This window comes from Microbulbifer sp. ABE4_465 (assembly GCF_056160765.1).
This window is the reverse complement of the sequence record NZ_JBSWXV010000009.1, coordinates 128,008-143,969: the sequence shown is the minus strand read 5'-3', so window position 1 is coordinate 143,969 and position 15,962 is coordinate 128,008. Positions and strand designations below refer to the sequence as shown.

The 15,962-nt window shown below is 53.9% G+C and carries 10 protein-coding genes; 8 read left to right on the top strand and 2 right to left on the bottom strand.

Annotated features, from left to right (window positions below):
* Positions 1-11: 11 nt before the first annotated feature.
* From ACXAG1_RS14310 to ACXAG1_RS14300, 3 genes are all read left to right on the top strand, one after another.
* Positions 12-2,762, top strand: coding sequence for a TonB-dependent receptor (locus ACXAG1_RS14310; RefSeq protein ID WP_475120072.1), 2,751 nt, complete (start codon positions 12-14; stop codon positions 2,760-2,762).
* A gap of 101 nt (positions 2,763-2,863) precedes the next feature.
* Positions 2,864-3,448: an RNA polymerase sigma factor gene (locus tag ACXAG1_RS14305; RefSeq protein WP_475091109.1), complete on the top strand. Its 585-nt coding sequence runs from the start codon at positions 2,864-2,866 to the stop codon at positions 3,446-3,448.
* Complete coding sequence (locus tag ACXAG1_RS14300; RefSeq protein WP_475120071.1) at positions 3,445-4,491, top strand: FecR family protein; 1,047 nt, start codon at positions 3,445-3,447, stop codon at positions 4,489-4,491. The genes ACXAG1_RS14305 and ACXAG1_RS14300 overlap by 4 nt, the downstream gene beginning before the upstream one ends.
* 318 nt (positions 4,492-4,809) lie before the next feature.
* Here the strand turns inward: ACXAG1_RS14300 and ACXAG1_RS14295 are convergent, their stop codons facing one another.
* Positions 4,810-5,922, bottom strand: a complete 1,113-nt coding sequence (locus tag ACXAG1_RS14295; RefSeq protein WP_475120070.1) for a hypothetical protein — start codon at positions 5,920-5,922, stop codon at positions 4,810-4,812.
* A gap of 372 nt (positions 5,923-6,294) precedes the next feature.
* Here ACXAG1_RS14295 and ACXAG1_RS14290 point away from each other — a divergent pair, with 372 nt between their 5' ends.
* Complete coding sequence (locus tag ACXAG1_RS14290; RefSeq protein ID WP_475120069.1) at positions 6,295-6,966, top strand: helix-turn-helix domain-containing protein; 672 nt, start codon at positions 6,295-6,297, stop codon at positions 6,964-6,966.
* A 63-nt stretch (positions 6,967-7,029) separates the two neighbouring features.
* On the opposite strand, the gene ACXAG1_RS14285 is transcribed toward ACXAG1_RS14290, so the two are convergent.
* Positions 7,030-7,248 (bottom strand): hypothetical protein, encoded by a 219-nt coding sequence (locus ACXAG1_RS14285; protein ID WP_475120068.1) that lies wholly within the window; start codon positions 7,246-7,248, stop codon positions 7,030-7,032.
* A 786-nt stretch (positions 7,249-8,034) separates the two neighbouring features.
* Here ACXAG1_RS14285 and zorA point away from each other — a divergent pair.
* The 4 genes from zorA (at position 8,035) to ACXAG1_RS14265 (ending at position 15,940) form a co-directional block, all read left to right on the top strand.
* On the top strand, positions 8,035-10,164 hold the full coding sequence (gene zorA, locus ACXAG1_RS14280) for an anti-phage ZorAB system protein ZorA (RefSeq protein ID WP_475120067.1): 2,130 nt from the start codon (positions 8,035-8,037) through the stop codon (positions 10,162-10,164).
* Complete coding sequence (locus ACXAG1_RS14275; RefSeq protein WP_475120066.1) at positions 10,164-10,928, top strand: OmpA/MotB family protein; 765 nt, start codon at positions 10,164-10,166, stop codon at positions 10,926-10,928. The genes zorA and ACXAG1_RS14275 overlap by 1 nt, the downstream gene beginning before the upstream one ends.
* A complete protein-coding gene (locus ACXAG1_RS14270; protein ID WP_475120065.1) occupies positions 10,925-12,883 on the top strand; it encodes an EH signature domain-containing protein in 1,959 nt (652 codons plus the stop codon). The genes ACXAG1_RS14275 and ACXAG1_RS14270 overlap by 4 nt, the downstream gene beginning before the upstream one ends.
* A gap of 186 nt (positions 12,884-13,069) precedes the next feature.
* The gene (locus ACXAG1_RS14265) at positions 13,070-15,940 is read left to right on the top strand and encodes a DEAD/DEAH box helicase (RefSeq protein ID WP_475120064.1); all 2,871 of its coding nucleotides are present in this window, start codon (positions 13,070-13,072) and stop codon (positions 15,938-15,940) included.
* The last annotated feature ends 22 nt before the right edge of the window (positions 15,941-15,962 follow it).

Here is a 15,962-nt window from a genome sequence, read left to right as displayed (position 1 = left end):
ACGAACTGCCTATGCTCAAGACCTACCTCAGGTCAATGTGCGCCCGGATCCTGGCGACGCAGCTGAGTGCCATTCCGGCCGGCATTGCTGTTGCCGAATCGAAAGTCCAGGATCCGACGCTTTCTGGATCCGCACTCTACAGTTTCCAGCTCCCGGCCCAGTCCCTGGAGCAGTCACTGCTGGCGTTCTCCCGCGAAACCGGCCTCGCAGTTATGGTTGGCGCGCAAGGGCACGCCCACCTCGATGCGCCCCCACTGACCGGAATGTTCAGTATCGACGAGGCGATGCGCCTGCTGCTTGCCGAGTCCGGGTTACAGTATCGTCGGGTGGACGGGCAGGGCATCGTGATACTGCCTTCCCCTGAGGAGTCTGCCGAACCGGAAATAGAAACCCGAATTCCCGAAGACGTCCGCCCGTTGCTGGAAGAAATCGAGGTGGTCGCCAGTAAGCGTCGTACAAACCTGCAGCGCACACCGATGACGGTGACCGCGCTGCACGGTGGTCTGTTGCAGGAGCGCAACATCGACAGTCTCGAGGCGCTGGCTGCGGAGGTGCCGAGTCTGCAGGTCACCCGCAATGGGGACCACACCGCATCCATGCTGTATCTGCGGGGTGTCGGCTCTGACAACCACACCGAGGCGGGAGACTCCGGCGTGGCGACCCATGTGGACGGCATCTTTAGCAGCCGGGTGCAGGGCACTGCGGTACTGCTGTATGACCTAGATCGGGTCGAAGTCTTGCGCGGCCCCCAGGGTACCCTGTTCGGGCGCAACTCCACGGGCGGTGTCATCAACTATCACACAGCGCGCCCGGAGCGCGAGTGGTCGGCGGAACTCAGCACGTCCATGGGCAGTTTTCAGGAGCAGAAGCTGGCCGCGGTCGCCAACGCACCGCTGAACGAGGACTGGTCGCTGCGCTGGGCTGCGGTCAAGCACCTGGCGGACAGTCCCATCGAATACAGCGATGACTCCGTCTATGCCAGAGCCGGTGACCGCTATAACAATACCGACCTGTACAGTTATCGCCTCAGCTCCGCCTGGCAGCGTGAAGGCCTGTTCAATTGGTGGCTGAGCTACGAGCGCTTTGAAGACCGCGGGGCGGGCAGTCTGCCCATAGTGGATTACGACACGCCGGTAGTCATCGACACCCCCGGGCGCACCGAGCTGGACCAGGATGCCTGGCGCAGCCGCTTGGAGCTGCAGTTGCCATCTGCGCACACCCTCACGTACATCAGTGGCTACGGGATTACCCGTCGCAGCCAGGACTGGGATGCGGACCGCACCGGCCCGGTGGGCAGTGAGACCGATCCCGCGCTGTATCACCAGAGTAATCGCACCATCTGGTCGCGGTATCGCGCGCGCCAGCACGAAGTGCAGTTGAAAAACAGCGATGACCAGCAGTTGCGTTGGTTGCTGGCGTATTTTCACTTCGCGGAAAAAAATGCAATCCGCTTCGATCTCGAGCACCAGCTGGCCAATGGCAGTGGCTGGGGGGGAGCGCCGGCGCACAGTTTTCAACAGCCGGATCGCGGCACACGCATGAGCGCGGTTTACGGGCAGCTGGATTACGATATTACCGACAACTGGCAGGTCAGTGCCGGTGCCCGGAGCGGACGCGATCAGCGGTACGACCGAGGTGGGCGCAATATTGCCTGCCCTGATCTGATCCGCACCGATCGCGGCGGTGTACTTGGCGACATTGCGGTAAACGATGCCTCCGCATCGGCCGATCAGTGCTATGTGGCCAACTACAACGATGTGGATCGCGCGTGGCGCAGCACGACCGTGATGACACGCGTCAGCTATCAACCCAGTGATGACCTGCTGCTGTATTTACTTTATGCCGAAGGGTTCAAACCCGGAATCGTGCAGGATGGTGCGAGCCTGCAAGGGGAGTACGACGGCGCGGGCGATCCGGCCTATCAATCTGCACTGGCGGCACTGATTCGCCGCAATAACAGTGGCGCCGCCTACGTCGGGCCGGAGACCAGTGCCAATGTGGAGCTGGGGTTCAAGCTGGGTTTGCTGGATGGCGCCATGACCCTGAACGGCGCCCTCTTTGACACCTGCTACCGGGACCTGCAGGTGTCGGGGATTGCGGTAGAGGAGGACGGCACCGAGCTGATTCGCAGCACCAATGCCCCCAGTGCCACCATCCGCGGCCTCGAGCTGGAGCTCAACTGGGCGTCCAGTCACAATGGTCGGGTCAGTGGATTCCTGTCCTGGCTGGACGCGCGCTACGACCATTTCCTGGCCGTGGACAACGAGTACCCGGACCATGGCCGAACCTGGAACCCCGGTGCCGACAATCCGGAAATTACCAACCTGGTGGACTTCAGTGGCAATCGCCTAAAGCAGGTACCCGGTCTCAGTCTCGGGCTCAACTACCGGCACGGCTTCACCCTCACCGACCGCCTGCGGGCCACCGCCCGCGGGGGCCTGCGCTACACAACCAGTATGTACTTTGACGAGGCCAATCGGGGTAACCGGACCGGTTGGCTCCTGGAGAACGACAGCGGCGACTGGGTAGAGGATCCCGCCGGTGCCACCCGCAATATTGACCGCCGCGGTGCAGCCACCCTGCTGAACGTCGGGTTGAAGCTGCAGCCCGTAGATGGCAACTGGTGGTTAGATCTCTACGGGGACAATCTCACAAACACCCTGCTGGCGAGCGATGTGCACGAAGCCGATGTGGCCACTCCCGCCTACTACTACAACCCGCCGCGCACCTTTGGCGTGCGCCTGGGACTACATTTTGACTGAATCGCAAAAAAACCTCCCCGCAGGGGGGACGTTCTTTCCCGCCCACCCGTTCTAACGACGAGAGTAGTATCCGATAACAAAAAGAATGGTGAAGAGAATCCATGGCGACAGCGTTGGCGAGCCCGATGACGCCCGATAGTGACGACCGGAGGGTGCCCGAGATCGAAAGGGACCTGGATTTCTACTACCGCGAGTATCAGCAGGAACTGTGTCGATATGCGGTGAGTAAGTTCGGTTTGTCCTACAGCGAGGCCGAGGATCTGGTGCAAGAGGCATTTGCCCGGATGGCACCGCAACTGCAACAGGGCGATATCGAGCATGTTCGCGCCTTTCTTTACCGCTCCGTCCACAATGCAACCATCGATGCGTTGCGCAAAGGGCAGGTGCGGGAAAGTTACGCGCAATCCGTGCAGGGCGACCCCGACCGTGAACAGGATAGTCGCAGCCCCGAGCGGGTAGCGGCTGGCCGGCAGTTTCTCGGCCTGATCAGTCGCGCCCTGTGGAGCATGCCCCACAAGCGCCGGCGGCTGTTATTGATGAACCGTGTCGACGGGCTCTCCTACGCGGAAATCGCGCGTCGAGAAGGGCTCTCCGCCACGGTAGTGAAAAAACACGTGGCCAAAGCCCTCGCAGGATGTCAGGAAGCCCTGCGGGTCAATGGTGGTAAGTACGGTGGAGAAATATGATGGCGACTGGTAACAGTCATCCGCAAACCGATATCCGGCGGATCGAAGCGGAAGCCCGCGAGTGGTTCATGCTGCGAGCTGAACGTCCGCTATACGCCGCTGAGCAGGACGCATTCGACACCTGGCTGCAACAGGGGGGCAACCGAGACGCCTACCAGCAGCTGGAGCAGATTGACCGCAGTCTCGCTGTTCTCGCCGCTAGTGACGAAGGCGCTCGACTGCGTCGGCCCGGCGCTTTTATCAGTCTGTTACAGAACCTCAGAAGCTACTTGGGCGTCAGCCCCCTGAGTGGCCTCGCGTTTGCCTGCACTCTGATTCTCGCCGTCGGCGTTGTGTTTCTGGCGCCCTGGCAGAGCGAGAGTGATTCTGCACATGGCTATGCATCGGAGCTCGCGCAAACCCGCCAGGTCACCCTGCCCGATGGTACCCTGGTAACCCTTGGTGGTGACTCCGCCATTGAAACGGAGTTTGGAGCCGCCGCGCGCAAGGTCAAACTGCTGCGCGGCCAGGCATTTTTCGCCGTGCGCAAAGATTCCAGTCGCCCGTTTATTGTGCGCGCCCAGGGCGCTGAGGTGCGCGTGATCGGTACCCGCTTTGACGTCAACGCCGGCAACAAAATGAACCCGGCGGTAAAAGTGACGGTGGAAGAGGGGATCGTCGATGTGGCAGCCAGGCCGCAGGGTCAGTCTGGCGCAACCGCAGGCAGCAAAGTGCGGCTGACCGCGGGCCAGCAGGTCAAGGTGCGCGAGGATCAGGTGAGTCGCATCAGTAAAGTTGACGCCGCACAGGTCGCCGGTTGGCGCCAGGGCAAATTCAGCTACCGGGATGCCCCCCTTGCGGAAATTGTCGCCGATGCCAATCGCTACCGCAAACAGCGTATCGTGATCGGTACTCCGGAACTCGAAGATTTACGTGTGACCACCGCATTTACCGCTGATCAGGCCGAAACCTTGGTGGCCATGCTCGAGCAGTCGCTGCCGGTACGGGTATTCCGGGAGCCAGACGGGCGGGTGATTATCTGGCCCGGTAGTGTGGAGCACTGAATTTACCGTATTGAAAAGCTTCGTATAAGCGCCCGGGGTCATCCCCGGGCATTGTGCTTTCCGGTACATACAAAAAAGGCCGCACCCTATCGGGAGCGGCCTTTTTTGGTATGGTGCCCAGAGGCGGAATCGAAACATCGTCTGACGCTCTTGTGTTGTCTAGGTGCAAGTGGTGCGAATCGGTGGGTAACCACAGCTATAACCACAGATTAGCGATATCCTCAATATTGCAAGTCTGTTTTGCAACACCCTAGCAAGCTCAGTCCCAGAAGTGTAGTCGCTCCGGCCTATGGCTCCATCACAGCACCAGAGACAGATCTAGTGGCCCTGGCGCTGTATCCTTTCAAATAGGTTTTGCGCGGAAAGCCTGGCATGGGATGCTTGCTCTGAACTAATCGGATCAAGCGTGACAGCGTCCCGGCCACCAACAAACATTGGTCCTCCAACATCATCGTCATAGAGTGACCCGTCCTCGTGGATCGCGTAGTGGCCGCTTTGTGACAAGTCAGTGCCAAGCAGCTGCGAGAGGTACATCCATGTCCAGCACCTGTTTAGATCACTTCCATCATAATCTTCAATGAGCTGTAGCATGGCATCTGTATTTCCCTGCTCAGCAGCTATCGTAAGCCAATGTTTTGTACCAACAGTATGCCCAATTTGCTCGGCGATCGCTGCAACGTCGATTGGTTCCGCATCAATTTCGCTTAATCCAAGCTCGAAAAATGTCATATCGCCATAGTGTTCCGCCATGCCCAGCAGTGCTAGAGGATTACCGCGTTGACCAGCTTCCCTGAGATGAAATTCATGTTTCCTTGCCTGGTTGAGGCTAGCTTCATACTCATCGGCCCATTGCTTCTCAGTCGGACCTAAAGTTCGACCTTTTTGGGCCTGCTCATACCAGTATGAATTTATACCACTGTCTTGATCATATTCATCGTCTGGCCAATAGATCAGCGCGAGCGCATAGTGTGCGTTGGCATTACCTTTGTCGGAGGCGTTTTTCAACCCATCTAGTAGCAGCGTGTTAGCCCAGTCTGGATCGCAAAAGTCGAATGGCGGCGCATCGGAAACATTGAGGCCTTCTAAATGTACCGAAAACTCCTCTCGGATCGAATCTATGAGACCGGAAATCTTCACAGCTCCTATTCGCTGCTCCGCTAAAAAAAACTGAAGTGCAGATAGTGCCAGGGTGGCAGTGTTTGATGGGTAACCAAGTTCGATATACCGCTGTGACTGACCCGTGGTATTCGGAAGAATGGGGTTTTCAGCTTCCCTGAACGTGGTGAAAACGGTATCGGCTTTGAATGCAGCATAAGATTTGAAACCAAACGAAGCGGCAAGTAGCTCGTAGGTATGCGCTTTCTTAAAAGAAAAACCAATGCTGGATTGAAGGTGCTTTTGCGCAGCGTGCGCAAGTTCTTTGATAGTCATGGCAAAAACCTTTCCAAAACGCCACGCCAAATTCGGGTCAGACGCACACGTTTAAGTCCCCGGCGACGAGGCTTATAGAGAGGTTTAAAGTGGCAGCGAAAGCAACGCCTTTTTTTACTCGTGTGCAAGTAAGGTGGGCACCTAAGAAGAAAGTTTATCCGGCTTCCAATAGTCTGTCTAGATGACGGCACGGTGTAATGACACACTGGCGTGTTCAAGAATACATACGGCTGCAGAGCCCGCTGAAGCGGCCGATCCATGGCGAAATGTTGATTACAAGTTGTGATGTCACTGTAGGACTCCTAAAAGTTACGGTGAGGAGCAGTGGTATCTAGGCTCAAAAATGCGGATTCTTTTAGGTACTTGTAAAATATGAGTGATTTGACCAGCAAGGGCTTAGTGGTCAGTAGGCGTGATGAGACTCTTGACGACCAGCTTTCGGCGCTGATTGAAAACTCGGCCCATATAATTCAGAGTCATCGTTTGCGGCGGCTTCTCAGGGCGGCAAGACGGCTCAATGCGCACGGGCTGGATCCGGCTAGCATTCTCGAAAGCGCTTTGTCTGAATTGGGTGAAGTTGAGATGGCTCAAACCGCGCTCAGCCATGATGAGCTCCTGACGCTAGGTGGTGGAGAGGTATTACCGCTGGCCTCAGAGCAAGAGATCGCAGATGCCCGCGCAGCGCAGCAGAACCGATATCAGCAAGTATTAACTGAGGGGCTGACTGCTCGGGAAGTCGCAGAAAAACTAAAGCTAAGCGACTCAAAGGTGCAGAGGCTGGTAGATGCGGGAAAGCTTTTTGTAATTGGCTCTAATGAAGAATGTCGATTTCCGAGCTTCCAGTTCACATCAGAAGGGATCCTGCCGCATTTAGACGAGTTACTATCGGCAACGCAGGGGTGGCACCCACTGACAATTATCCGTTTTTTTACAGTTCCTGATCCGGATATACAGATCGGTGTTGATAGAGCTGCCTCCGTCGCTGACTGGCTCGCTGCGGGTGGTGATGTAGCAATAGTTCAAGCATTGGTGGAGGGACGCTGACACAGTTTGGCAGAGTTTGAATTCGTGGTTTCGAACGCCTCGGTTTTTCTGCAATGCTCTTCCTTAATCCTCGCCAGTAATTGGCACGAATTCGCCTTTCTCGAACGTGCCAATGGTCACTATCCCATGTTCATCAATACGTTCCAGCTTGCCCGGGTGCGCCTTGGAGGCCTGATATCGAACAGCGGCCCTTGTAACGACGCAAGCCAATTCGCCACTGTCCCTTGCCAGATCTACCGCATCGAACACTTGCCTGGGGTCGAACGCTTCATTGGACTTCATCTTTATCTGAGCTCAGCCTTCGCCATAATAAACCCCTTAAAATCATCACTTTCCCACCTGCGCTAGCCGTTTCCTGCTGAGTGGTTGATCGGTCAGCAACCTTACTGAGAGAGAGCTAAAAGTTAACGTCAGTAGTACTGAAAAGTCTAACTTTGGCTTCAAGCATCGGCTAGCCGAATTCAGTCCCCCCCCCCCTTGGCCGGGCGAACTTCTCTCCAAGGCATGATAGTTTTTGGCTATTATTGGCCAGCATTTCATTTCCCATATAAATCCGGCCAGCTGCATTGTCCTGCCCTAAGAAGGTGGTCTCCTTTCTAAATCACTTAATTAATTAGCAAAATGACCGAAATGCGCAAGCCGGTATCTGGGAGCATCTGGTAGGCGTCAAATTAAACGGGTATTCTGTGATGCTGATCACAAAACGCACAGTGGCTTATCCCTTGCGGTGATATTCGTGGCTGCAAATCGACCGCGAGCAGGACTAGGACTAGACCACTCTGCCGGGATGGGTGTTGGAGTGCATTTCAGTGGTTCTGTTCGCCACAGATTGGTGAGCTGGTGCTTGGCCATTAAGACTAGCTTCAAAATCGCATCACGCGTAGTGATTAAAGTTGCACGAACCCTCGAAGGATTGGGTGATTCGACTAATTAATCGGTTTTGGGTGGACTTATAAAGTGGTTCATGTGTTTTCGTAAGCACATTTGCACTCAATCGTAGCCGCCGGTCGATACTGAATTGCGCCATTTGCGCCAAATTAATTGCCAATATGTCTTGGATTCTTTGAAATGCTGGATCTTCTGAAACTTCTCTGGCCGGATTTTTCCCTTCTCTTCAGCGCAGACACGAGTGGGGTCAGCGCTTGGTTCTGGGTTATCACCGCTGCAATTTTTGCGATCTCCATGGTTATGGTGTTCGTGCATTACCAGAGATTCAAGCAATCCATGTCCGCCCTGTACTCACTCCTTGAAGGGCAGACCAAAGAGTCATTGGCGGACACACGGCGTGAGATACTGGAAAAGGCCAGGGCACTTAGGGCTCCAAATATTGGCATGCTTTGGCGTGAGTTCGATGAAAGCCTCGTGCAGTCGCCCGATCAAAAGCACCTATTCAATACACTTGATGCGGATCACTTCTTCAATTCGCGCACCCTGGCGGGCGGACTAACTGGAAGCCGACTACTGGCGGCTGCTCCAAGCTTCCTTGTAGCTCTCGGTGTACTGGGTACTTTTGTCGGACTCACGATCGGTTTGACCAAGCTCAACATCGACAGTCACGCCAGTGTTGATCAAATGCGAGAAGGTATAGACTGGATGATTCAGGGGGCTGCCGTAGCGTTCACTACATCCGTTTGGGGCGTTGCGTTCAGTTTGATGCTCAATTTTTTCGAGAAAATGTTCGAGCGGAGTGCTCTGAGCTCAATCCAGAGCTTGCAACATCAGATCGATTTCCTCTATCCCCGTATTCCGGCAGAACAGTCGCTGGTTCATATCGCTGAGTATGGCAAAGAAAGCAAGGAAGCCCTACAGGAGCTCCATGAGCGTATCGGCGAGCGATTACAGGAAACACTCACCGGTGTGAGTGAAGCGATGCAGTCGGCACTGACCGACAGTTTGAATAATATCATGGCGCCCGCAATTCAATCGTTGGTAAACACCACTAGCCAGCAGTCCACTCAAGTGTTGGAGCAGCTAGTTGGGAATTTCATGGAAGGTATGACATCGGTTGGCAAGGAGCAGGGGCAGCAAATGCAGAAAGCCGCTGCTGATGTTAACACTGCCGTCAGCGATATGAGTACGCGCTTGAATCAGCTATTTACCAGCCTGAATGACCAGCAGAGTCAGCAGTTGGAAGCTGCTCAAAATCAAACCTCCCAATTTGAGGCGCAGCTGCAGCGTATTAGTGGTTCCGCCGAGGTGCGTCAGGAACAGATGGAAAAACGCTTCACTGAGCTGATGTCTGGCCTGACTAACCAACTTCAAAATCAATTCGGTGCTGCCGAGCACCGGGATGGAGAGAGGCAGGCTAAGTTCGAGGAGTTGCTGGATCTTTCTGCCCGAAATCAAAAAGCTTTACTTGAGCAAGTTACTGCCAACGCGAACGAGCAAATTAAATCATCAACAGACGCAGCAAACGCGCGCCAACAAGAACTGGAAAACACTTTCAGCCGCTTGGTTGAAAATCTTGACGCACAGAATACTTCTCACGCTGAGGCCGCCGAACAGCGTGAGGAAGGGCGCCAGCAGCGATTCAACACCCAACTTGAAGCGATGGCTACTCAGCAAGAAAAGCTCATGTCCGAAATCGCTTCAGCTGTGACTGCCGGGCAGCGCCAGAGTCGAGAAATGGCAGAGCAGCACCAGCAATTACTGGGGCAATTGAAAGAAGTAACGCTTGCTACGGAGAAAAGTAGCAAGCATATGGATAGCACGGCGAATCAATTGGGCCTGTTATCGGCGAACTTGCGTCAGGCATCTGATGCGCTGGGTCAGCAAATTGAAGCCGTCACTCAAGGTGTTGAAAGGGTTGGGCAGCAGAATGCCGATGTGGCAGCACAGCTACAAAGCCAGGCTTCTGCGTTGTCGAGACTACAGGACACCCTACTTGAGGGAGCGCAGCGTTTGGAGCTGGCAGCAAGCGAGGCCAATAGTGGCTTCAGTGGAATGCAGGCTGCACAGCAACAGTTCCTCAGTGGCATCCGTCATGAATTCAACAGTTTGGGCGAGACGCTACGCGATCAGGTCGAAGGTATCGAAAAGCAGGCGGAAGAATGGCTGCGCAGCTATGCCGGAGCGGTGCATACCCAGATTGATGACCGTATGAACAAATGGAACGAGGTGTCACTTTCATACGCGGACCAGATGCACAGAACTGCCCAGGCAATGAGTGGCATTCTGGATGAGCTGGAGGCCCGCTGATGCGCCTAGGTAAGTACAAAGATGTGAGGGTCGACGAAGACAACCCTTATTGGATGTCGTTCTCAGACATCATGTCGGCGCTATTGGTGATCTTTATTCTGGCATCGGTGATATTGATTTTGCAGCTAATGGAACTGCAGCAAGAGTTGGAGGAGCGTCAGGTCCAGTTTGAAGAGGATATAGATAGGCTGAAAGAAGCCGAGCTAGTGCGTCGAAGTATTCTTGACGAAGCAGCTGAGGCTTTGCGCAATCGCGGTATTAAGGTTGAGGTGAGTGAAAATCATACCGTGCTCAGCATTCCCAATGAACTGCTGGGTTTCGGCTCCGCTGCGTACGAGATCAACGCCGACTATCAACAGCAAGCTTTAGAGATTGGGAAGGTCATTAATGAGGTCGTTTCTCGGGATAACAGAGTTGAATTTTTGGATACGATATTCATCGAAGGACATACCGATAATCGGCCGCTAAATGGTCTTATGGGCAAAGGTAATTGGGCGCTTTCCACTTTTCGAGCCATCTCGCTCTGGCAGTTCTGGGAGAGTGAGCTTTCAGATGAAGAGCAATTGTCACGCCTGAAAAATAAGGACGACAAGCCGTTATTTTCTGTAAGTGGATACGCAGAAACTCGTCCCGTCGTCGAGAATCAGCTTACAGAGGAAGATTTTAAGAAAAATCGACGTATCGACATCCGCTTCACGATTCGCCGACCGGGCAGTGCTCAATACGAGCAAGTCAGGCAACGACTTGGGGAGCTCACCCAGTGAAGTTGCCACCTGCTGCGTTACCCAGTAGTGATTGGAATAGCCAACAAATCGATCGTTGGGGTGCATTGGTCAGCAAAGCGGAAAAGCTGGAAGCGGCCAATGGGAATAGCGATGCATTTGAGAGCATGTTGGCTACTTTGCGGAAAATAGTCAGCACCAAAAAGTTTGAAGATATTCCGAAACTTCTGCGGCGGCGTATAGGCGCACGGGCGCTTACCTGGCTTTGGCTGAATGATGAAGTAATAGGTAAGCAACTGCTAAATCAGCATCTTCTGTCCGCGCTGACAGAGATGCAGAAGCCCAGGTTCACACGCATTACTCTGCAACAGCTGGCTCAGTTGTATTTTCGGCGATTCGATGAGTTGGATAAGTGGGGCGGATTACGTGCTCTGTTAGAGCAGGTGCTGCTGCAGCAGTTGAAAGAGATGCCGCCTCCCAGGATTGAAAGTACCTGGGCAGACCCATTGGTAACCCTGAAATATGAAGGTCATTGGCTTCTCGCTTCAAATGGCCCTGGTCAGCTCGCAGAGCGAGTTAAGCAGGAAGGACGTGAACTCGGTGAAACCTTTGCCCAAATGGGGTTGCAGGGGTTTGATAATGGTCGATATGGAGATATATGTCGGGCCCATTTCTACCTGGAAACTCTGCGCCATCTACCCATTGGTGAGTCAGATCCGGTACTCGATGAATTACTCAAACCATCCGTAGCCCAGGCACCTTTCGAGGGTGTGAGGCGAATTGGTCATGCAGCACTTGAAATACTCATTGATAGAACCGGACAGGAGCCCGGAGAGGTTTGGCAAAACTTCATAATTAACCTGGCGGGGGATCCACGTATTGCCAGTCATGCTCGTAATTACCGAGAATGGTGGCAGCCGCTCGGAGAGAAACGCATTGAGAAAGTACGTGGATGGTTGTCGAAGGAAGACCTACGACTATTCTTGCAGGCAGTAGAACAATTCGGAATCGATGAGAAAAAGAAAGACCTGCAACGGATGTTCCCGTCAAGGAAGCTTTTCCTTGAAGGGCTGTTTGAGCAAAAGCTGATTCGCAGTACACGTTTGCTGTTAGGTGGCAAGGCTCAAGAGGCCGTTAGGCGTATACTTGGTGAAGACGTTAAAACTAGTTTTGCCCGAATGGACGGGCAGATGAATGACAAAGCGGTGATTTACTTAGATTGTGGCGATTTTCACTTGGTAGAGGGGTCGCATCAATTCAAGATCTGGATTTATCTAACTTCCCCATGGGATGCACTTAGGTCGTATGAGCATGAAATTTTTAGCCATTACGAACTGGCCACAACTGCTCCAAGGAACTACAAGAAAGTCTACCCTTCGCTACCTTATGCTTCCTTCAGGCATCATCCTCCGGTTACTTGGCAGAACAACGTATTTACGTTTCTTGCAGAGCACGGTATTGCGCTCGATTTAGAGCAGATGTTGACTCCCGAAGATTATCAGGAGCAATTACAGAGATTTGGTATTCCTTCAGTTAACCCTATGCGCACGGTCATACCAGAGCCGCTGTATGTGGAGCAAAGCACTTCGAGTAAATCGATAGAGCCCCGTACCCGTCGCGCAGGGGTGGCCGATTATGGTTCAACTTCAGGCTGGCCCGTTCCTGAATCACTCAAGCCCACGAGAGCGTCTGAGATTGATGCAAAATCGCTACGCAAACCCAGCTTAAAGCCAACTTTATCCGCTAGCGATGGCTACCAAATATCCAATCTAAGTCCTTTTGAATTGAAAGTATTGAATTATTTTCATGATAAGCCCGGTGATTATGTTCGCTTTGCGGCCAAAGTGATTGGCGGTGAACCAACAGAAATCAAACAGGTTCTAAATGGTGCTCTAAGCAAGCTGTGTTTTCAGGACTATCAAGGTGGCTGGCGTTTGACGAGTACAGCTATAGCAGCAATTGATGCATACAACCACGAAAAAAAGCGGAGTCAATAAATGGGTGTTATGGATTTGCTGCGCTCCCTCCTGGGAGAGAATGACGAAGACATGAAAGCTATGGAAGGCTTTCAGTCTTCCGCCGACTCCAATGGCGTAAATTTCTATCTCCCGATCGAGCATTTTGAATCCTTACATAACGGGCTCGGCAACACCCTGGAAAGAGTCCAGTTGACCGTATTCAATATGCTTGCGGAACAGGGCATCGCGGAACCGATGGCCAATGGCTTCCATATTGGTGCTGAAGATATTGCCGCTATGGATCATGAGCAGGCCGAATTGCTGCGGTTGCCTGGCCGTTTTCCCGGTCGATTCCTGACGTCGATAAGTGGTCGCACCGGCAATAGTGGATTTCGGGTAGGCCTCTCGGTGGAGATGCCCGATGGCCCGGCTACATTCAATCGAAAAGGTCCTTACCTGTATTTGACCAGTACCGAGTGTTACCGGTTATCACCCTCCGAGCTTATGGGGTTGGCGGCCTGGGAGCGGCACCAATCCCTGGCTCCAGAGCAACGCGGGGAGGCAGCGAACTTGCGTTTGATGGCCGAACTGCAGACTGCCGCCCGTAGCGATATGCCAATCGATCTGAGCCATTTTGAGCGGCTTGACGTGGTGGTGCCCGACAATATCGGCGTGACCGCTACACGCCTGCCCGATGGCAGCCTTCAGCTCTGCCCCTGCCTCGGCGATGGTTCCACTCCGGACCAGTTGGAAAAACGCTGGGGAACGCTGGATATGTCCGCAGATGGCGGAGTTCTGCGCATAGATAACAGGGTGGTGCTGCTGGACCAGGACAGAATGAACGGCATTCGAGATGTGATGGGAAACAAACGTATCCCCGCAGACAAAGTCGCCGAGTTTATTGCCACGCCCACTGCCTTCCTCGATGCCGCACTCGTAAACCTGGAAGTCGGCTTCTCTGCCCGGGTGGCCGGCATTGGCAAACTACAGCATATGGACTTTGGCGGTCTCGATACCGACCGAAATGACTGGTTTGCACTGGACAAGACTCCATCCCCTCCGGAAGTGTTGAGCAAGGTCATTCAGTCGCCGGAGGAGCTGCAGCGATTCGAAGAGGTATTACAGGCCGCACGCGAGCAGGGCGCAGAAAGCATATCGTTTGCCGGTGAGACGATCGACATATCGGATGCCGCGGTTGTTGAGAAACAGCTAACCAAAGCGAAAGAAACTTTCGAATGCCCGCAGCCAGCAGATCCAATAGATCCGGCAGTGCCGGAAGCTTCTTCAGCTGCATATATTGACGAAGCTAAAGAAAAAGTCGGGGTGATCCTTAAGGATGCGGACGAGATCAATTCCGCGCTACTTAACAAGGCAGCTGGCGGCACGTTATTAAACGAGCCAGATTGGCAGCAATATGCCCGACAGCCATTCCCGCATCAGCGCGAGGGAATTCAGTGGATGCTCAAACTTCTGGGTGCAGCACTTAAGGATGACCATGACAACCTGTATCGCCTGCAGGGGAGTCTGCTCGCGGATGATATGGGGTTGGGTAAAACCTATATGTCATTGGTTGCAGCGGGTGAGTATCTTTCCAGTCAGCGAACAGCCGAAAAGCCACAAAAGCCGATACTGGTGGTTGCACCACTTAGCCTCTTGGAAAACTGGGAGGATGAAGTCGGAAAAACTTTCAAGAGTGTTCCTTTCCGCGATGTGGTGGTCCTGCAATCGGGGCGTGACCTCAAAGAGTTCAGGATCAAAGGGGCGGAGCGCGAATCTGTTCAGCTGGCCTCTTTAGCCGATGAGGACGGCATGATGGATGAGCAAAGCATCCGATATGCATTGGCGATTGGGCCGGAGTCCGGCGTAAATCGCCTGGATATGGATCGCCGTTTGGTGCTGACCACATACCAGACATTGCGGGATTATCAGTTTTCTCTCTGCCGCATCGACTGGGGCATGGTCATTTTCGACGAGGCGCAGAATATTAAGAACCCCAATGCCCTGCAAACCAGTGCAGCAAAAGGGCTGAAGGCTGATTTCAAACTGCTTGCCACCGGAACACCGGTTGAAAACAGCCTGGGTGACTTCTGGTGCCTGCTGGATACTGCGCAGCCCGGATTGCTGGGAGACTGGCAGACCTTCCGTGATAGCTGGATCAAGCCAATTCTGGCTGCCAGTGAAGATGAGCGCGATGAGGTCCGAGCACGTCTTGGCGACCAGCTGCGAAAGGCCGTGGGGATCTTCATGCTACGCCGGGTAAAGGAAGACCAGCTAAAAGGGTTGCCGCCCAAGACCATACGTAGTGGTGTGGAGCAGGCATCCCACGCCTCGCAGCAGTATGTCGCAGAGCTCGGGGTGTCCATGCGGGGTGTGCAGCTGCAGGTCTATGACGATGTGCTGGGGGATTACCGCTCCCGTCGTGCAAACGATGAAGACATGCGCGGCACTGCACTGGCCGCATTGAGTCAGCTCCGCTCGATCTCCCTTCACCCCAGGCTCGCCGATGAGGCCTCGTTGTATAGCCGCGACGGAAAGCATGCGCGCGAGCTGATGATGGAATCGGGCAAGTTGGCAGTATTGCTCAAGCTTTTGGATGGAATCCAGGCGAGTGGGCAGAAGGTCATCCTTTTTATGATGACCAAAAAGCTGCAGCGACTGTTGAAGCTGTGGTTGGATCAAATCTACGGCTTGGATGTTTCAATCATCAACGGTGATACCAAGGCGGTAGCCGCAAAATCGGAAGACATGACGCGCAAGAAACTGATCACACAGTTTGAAGCCAAAGAGGGCTTTAATGTGCTGATCATGTCGCCGGTTGCCGCAGGTGTAGGGTTGACCGTAATTGGCGCCAACCATGTTGTGCACTTGGAGCGACACTGGAATCCGGCCAAGGAAGCCCAAGCGTCAGATCGGGTATATCGTATTGGTCAGGACAAAGAGGTATTCATCCATCTTCCCGCAGTGACGCACCCACAGTTTGATTCCTTTGACGTTCACCTAGACCGACTGTTGCGTGGGAAACTTATGCTCAAGGACGCTGTCGTCACACCAGAGGCCGTGAGTGAGAAGGAAATGATTCAGTCTCTTGGGCTTTGAATAACCTCTATACTCGCAGATC

Coding starts and splice junctions, on each gene's coding strand:
- ACXAG1_RS14310 (WP_475120072.1), top strand. CDS start 12: ATGCTCAAGACCTACCTCAGGTCAATGTGCGCCCGGATCCTGGCGACG.
- ACXAG1_RS14305 (WP_475091109.1), top strand. CDS start 2,864: ATGGCGACAGCGTTGGCGAGCCCGATGACGCCCGATAGTGACGACCGG.
- ACXAG1_RS14300 (WP_475120071.1), top strand. CDS start 3,445: ATGATGGCGACTGGTAACAGTCATCCGCAAACCGATATCCGGCGGATC.
- ACXAG1_RS14295 (WP_475120070.1), bottom strand. CDS start 5,922: ATGACTATCAAAGAACTTGCGCACGCTGCGCAAAAGCACCTTCAATCC.
- ACXAG1_RS14290 (WP_475120069.1), top strand. CDS start 6,295: ATGAGTGATTTGACCAGCAAGGGCTTAGTGGTCAGTAGGCGTGATGAG.
- ACXAG1_RS14285 (WP_475120068.1), bottom strand. CDS start 7,248: ATGAAGTCCAATGAAGCGTTCGACCCCAGGCAAGTGTTCGATGCGGTA.
- zorA (WP_475120067.1), top strand. CDS start 8,035: ATGCTGGATCTTCTGAAACTTCTCTGGCCGGATTTTTCCCTTCTCTTC.
- ACXAG1_RS14275 (WP_475120066.1), top strand. CDS start 10,164: ATGCGCCTAGGTAAGTACAAAGATGTGAGGGTCGACGAAGACAACCCT.
- ACXAG1_RS14265 (WP_475120064.1), top strand. CDS start 13,070: ATGCTTGCGGAACAGGGCATCGCGGAACCGATGGCCAATGGCTTCCAT.